Source organism: Alishewanella maricola, from assembly GCF_016343785.1.
Lineage (GTDB): Bacteria > Pseudomonadota > Gammaproteobacteria > Enterobacterales > Alteromonadaceae > Alishewanella > Alishewanella maricola.
The window spans coordinates 1-611 of sequence record NZ_JAEINI020000047.1; the positions used below are offsets into that span (position 1 = coordinate 1).

Genomic DNA, 611 nt, shown 5'->3' on the forward strand with positions numbered 1-611 from the left:
TAAATGATGCTGTCGCAGCCAGCTCCATACTTGCTCAATCGGATTGAGCTCTGGCGAATAGGGTGGCAGTTTCAATATAGCCAGATTATCAAAGTTGTCAGCAATGTCATCCGTATGCCAACCCGCCCCATCCATGACTACTACCGCAAATCGGCCTTTGGCAGTTGCCGCTGAAATCTGCGCTAAATGCTTTTTCATCACGTCTTTGCTGATGAAAGGGACAATCAGCGCTTCTGTCGCACCACTTGCCGGGCAGACTGCACCGAATAGATGGGCATATTCAAATTGCTGCTGCCTTACCGCCCGTGGCCGCGAGCCAGTTTTGGCCCACAAGCGCGTTGTGGTGTTCTGTTGACCCATTCTTGCTTCATCCTGAAACCACACATCAACGTTTTCCAACCGCACCGTACCAGGAATGTTAAGGATCGTTTCCAGTTGGAAGTTTTATATATGCGTCCTGGACGCCTTGTTGTTGCTTTGGATGCCGGGAGCGGCTGGTGATCCAACTAAATCCTAGTTGTTTAAGGAGTTTATAAATGGCGTTGTGGTGGTATTCCACACCAAACTCGGTTTTGATGTAGTGAAGAATTTTTTCACCGGTCAGTCTGCCG

1 pseudogene is annotated in these 611 nt (G+C 49.1%); it reads right to left on the reverse strand.

The window, feature by feature from the left end:
* Positions 1-611: pseudogene (locus JAO78_RS16655) on the reverse strand (IS630 family transposase); the annotation flags it as partial.